The 4317-nt window shown below is 51.7% G+C and carries 3 protein-coding genes and 1 pseudogene; all 4 read left to right on the top strand.

Translation table 11 applies throughout. The annotated features are described in order from the left end of the window. The coding region (tssI, locus tag EOJ37_RS13645; protein ID WP_127960441.1) for a type VI secretion system tip protein TssI/VgrG at positions 1-1333 on the top strand (1333 nt) is incomplete at its 5' end. Between the two features lie 15 nt (positions 1334-1348). Continuing rightward, positions 1349-2290: a DUF4123 domain-containing protein gene (locus tag EOJ37_RS13640; protein WP_127960440.1), complete on the top strand. Its 942-nt coding sequence runs from the start codon at positions 1349-1351 to the stop codon at positions 2288-2290. Continuing rightward, complete coding sequence (locus EOJ37_RS13635) at positions 2287-3909, top strand: hypothetical protein (protein WP_127960439.1); 1623 nt, start codon at positions 2287-2289, stop codon at positions 3907-3909. The genes EOJ37_RS13640 and EOJ37_RS13635 overlap by 4 nt, the downstream gene beginning before the upstream one ends. Before the next feature lie 38 nt (positions 3910-3947). After that, positions 3948-4317, top strand: a pseudogene (locus tag EOJ37_RS14705) (hypothetical protein); the annotation flags it as partial.

Here is a 4317-nt window from a genome sequence, read left to right as displayed (position 1 = left end):
CAAAGACGATGTGATCACCGAACTGCACTGGGAACGCATCGCGCAACCGGTCGCCACGGTGCAGAAAGATCGCTGGCACGGCCACCCAGATTTTGATCTGCAATACCGCGCTGAAACAGAACCGCCACTCGGCTATGGCGAATGGTTTGAGAGCACCGGCCGCTATCAGGATCATCAAAGCGGCGAACTGTTTACCCGCTACCGGCGCGATCGGCTGGTGATTGAGAGCCAACATGGCGCGGCGAAAAGCAACAGCATCCAACTGATGCCGGGACGGCGCTTTGACCTCACCGGTCACCCGATCGACGCACGCAACGACTACTACCAAGTGGTCAGCGTGCGCCACCACGGCCAAGTGCCCGAGGCGCGCAACGGCAATGCCGCCGACAGCGGCACCACCTTCTACAACCACCTGCACCTGGTGAACGGCTTCGACACCTGGCGCGCACCGTTTTGCCATAAACCGCTGGCCGACGGTGACGAAGTCGCCACCGTGGTTGGCCCACCGGGCGAAGAGATCTTCGTCAACGAACACGGCGAAATCAAAGTCCATTTTCACTGGAACCGTTACGACAAACCGAACGACCGCGCCTCGTGCTGGGTGCGGGTGGCACAAGCCTGGAACGGCAACGGCTACGGCTTTATCGCCATCCCGCGTATTGGCCAAGAGGTGATCATCTCCTACCTCAACGGCGACATCGACCGGCCGATCGTCACCGGCTGCACCTACAACGCGCTGAATGATCCCCCGCTCAACCTGCCAGCGGAAAAAACCCGCACCACGCTACGCACCCAAACCCACAAAGGCGAAGGCTTCAACGAACTGCGCTTTGAGGATGCCAAAGGCTTGGAAGAGATTTACATCCATGCGCAGAAGGATATGAATCTGGAGGTGTTAAATAACCAGCAGGCACGTATCGATCACGACCGGAGCGCCAGCATCGGCCATGACGATGCCCTGGTGGTCGCCAACGATCGCAAAGTGACGGTCGAAGGCAACCAAGATCACAAAACCGGCGGCAACCTGGTGGCGTTAACCGAGGGTAACCAGAGCCTGCAAGTGAAAGGCGATCTGGCGCAAAAAATCGACGGTGTGTTCAGCGTCGACAGCAACGGTGATTTAACCCTGCACAGCAGCAGCAAACTGACGTTACGTGTCGGCGGCAGCTTTATTACCGTGCAAAACGGCAGCATCGACCTCAACGCGCCGGTGGTCAATGTCAATAAAGGCGGCAGCCCGGGGGCATTATTAACCCCTAGCCGCCCCGAGATCCTCGCTGCTGCCGCCAAAGCCGGTTCGGCATTTGTCGCACACTGCCCGAAAGCCGGATAAGGAGGCATTAACACCATGGCATCCCCCCAAGAGACCTGCTACGCCATCATTGATGGCGCTGTAGAAGAAAATCTGTTGACGATGATCGAACAGCAGGATCTGCTCGCCAGTTGCCTGTATGCCGAACCGTTACAACCGGAACTGATCCCCCTGGCGCCTTATCTGGTGTTAGCCAACGACGCACTGCAACAGCAGTTGGCTAACCGCCACTCGCCGTGGGGCCTATTCATCACCACCTACGCCGACATGAAAACGCTCCGCCAGCATCTGCGTAAATTTTTGCAGATCACTATTCCCGGCCAAGAAAAGCCGGTGTTTTTCCGTTACTACGATCCACGCAACTTCTGGAATTTCTTGCAGGTGATCGAACCCTGGCAAAAACACCTGTTTCTGGCACCGATAACATCGGCCAGTAGCTATTACCAGGGCGAACATCGGCATGAAAACTTTGCCGCCCTACATCAGGCTTACCCAGAGAACGTCAAACTGCATAAAAAGATGTTTGCCCTGAGCGAAGCGCAATATCAACAGATGGTGCTTGCCGAAGAACAGCAATACCTCAACAAATTGGTGGCGATGGGGCTGCCATGGCGCCAGCATTACCTGAGTGAACTGGCAAACAAACGCTATCAATTAGCGCTCAATACCCCCTATGCCGACAACGGAGAACAGCCTCAGCACCACACCGAGCCAGAAATCACACGCGATGCGATGACAGCGGCGGTACATGCGTTATATCGGTTTGCCCAGGATGAAGGTATTACCGATCAGCGTTCACTGCATATGCTGTTGTATGCCCTGTGCCAGCGCCCACCGGCTGAGGAGTTACTGCTGCCGCCAGACTGGCAGGCAGCGCTATTGGCCAGCCAACCGGGGCCAGGCTATTACCGGGTGGAAAAATTATTACGCAATCAGTTAGGTCAACTGCCGGTTATTGAAGAGGGACAAACACCATGAGTAATTTATCGTTAAAAGCAGGCTCGCCACTGTGTGATTGTGATATTCCCGATCCCTGTGTCAGTGAAATTCGCCTCAAATCGGGCAAGGTTGAGAAACTCTACCCGATTGATCCGCTGCCGACCTTGAAGGTGTATGACAGCGGCAGTGGTGTGGAGGTGGAGATTGAAGTCACCAGCAAGTGCCACCAACCGAACTGCCCCGATGCACAGCTAAACCACAGCGTGGATAACCGCATCCAGGAGAAAAAACTGCCTGCCGGGCAGGTGCATAAGGAGACAGTCTATTTTAAAGAGGAGGGCGAAGATCTGTTAAAACACTTCCTGGCGGATACGCCCTGGAAGCAGTTTGCTGATTTTGCCAATCCGCTGGATCTGTTTCGCGATGCAAAACAATATCAGATCACCACCACCGGTTGCCACTCCACTGATCTGCGCGGCAAAATTGAGGTCAACCCCAGCGTCGAGTTTTATATTGAAACCGGCCTCAGTTACAGCTTTGATGCAGGCGAGCGCTCAGTCAAAGAACGCCGCGATGAGCAAATCAAAAAAAATAAACAACATCCCACGTTACCGAAAGATCGCAATAAATTACGTAATGGCTGGACACTGCATACTGATGCTTTCTACATCACCCGGCAAATACAACTGGATGTCAGTTTTAAACTTGATATCTATGGTAAGGACTACTCAAAGGAGCTGGCGAGTAAAGTTTGGCGTAAACATGAGAACCGTGGCACCCTCGATACCCTAAATAAACTGGATACTCTGGTCAGTAACACGAAAAAATATCTGATGCCCACCCCGGGAAAATCGAGCACAGTACGTGCCTTTCCCACCACCACCTGGAAGATAGAAGCCACGCAACTGGGCCTCTGCTACAGTTACCGAGATAATGATGCCCAGTTAGGCGCGAGTCATTTTATTGGTTTTCATGCCTCACCACTCTATCAGGTCAGCTTTAGAGTGGATATTATTCAGTTAATTGCCGCTTACTACAAAGCGGATGCGGCAATCAGCAAAATCCGTGAAGTATTAGCCAGGCGTGAGGAAGAAAACTCGCCCTTCTCTGCTGAAGTGGATTGTTACTTAGAGATCAGCACCAATGCCCACCTGAAAATTGGTGCACTGTACCAACAGGAAAAATGGGCATTTCACCCTGATGAGGAGAGCAATAAACTGGAACTGAGTGTGATTGGTGGCGTGAGCTTGGCGATTGAAACCAATGTGATGGTGGCCGATATTGCCCTCTCGGCCTCGGCTAATGCAGAAGCCAAAATAGAGACCACCGGGCGCTTTGAGCTGGATAAACATGATGACGGCATTGATCTAGTGGGCACGCATGATGGCATTAAGGCATTGTTGCAGTTTAAGGCTGATTTCACTGTCAGACTGAAAAGCAGAAATATTCCGCTAGCTAGCAAAAATTTTGATGAAAAAAAAGAATTTATTATCGCTGATAAACTGGAAAAAGAGCACTCGGCCTTCCGTATTAGCTTGATGGGTAAGGCACGTCCGTTGCCAGCAGTAAAAACTGAACCGCTGGTGATGCCGTTATACGATGCGCCTGCTTATCCTTATCACCCGAAATATAATCCTGAGGGGTGGTATGGTGATTAAATGCCCAGTTTATGTTATGTCTCCTAAAGGAAAACAAGATGAAGAAAATTATTGCCCTACTGCTTACTGGAGTGCTTATGTCTGTTGCTAATGCCGAAGAAACCAAAGTGATTTATCGTAGTGCCTTTGATATCAAATATTTGTTTTGCAATATTAAAACCAATGGTGTAGTTGGACAGGATAACCGCGATAGTGCAGTGGCGGGTAGAGGGTTTGGTACCGGCAGCTCTGGTACCGTACTACTTATGGAAAACGGCGAAAATGAGATCAGTGTCGAGGTCTCAGCACTGAACTGGTTTAATGAAAAACTGACCGAGGCCAAAGAGAAGAACAGTTTTAACCCCAGCGCCTACTGCAACTTGGATTTGGTTATCTACAACCCGAAAAACCCGGCGCGGCGGGAAAAAA

This window comes from Serratia microhaemolytica (genome assembly GCF_004011885.1).
Classification (GTDB): Bacteria; Pseudomonadota; Gammaproteobacteria; order Enterobacterales; family Enterobacteriaceae; genus Serratia_G; species Serratia_G microhaemolytica.
The sequence above is the reverse complement of the archived record's forward strand: the minus strand, read 5'-3'. Positions and strand labels throughout refer to the sequence as shown.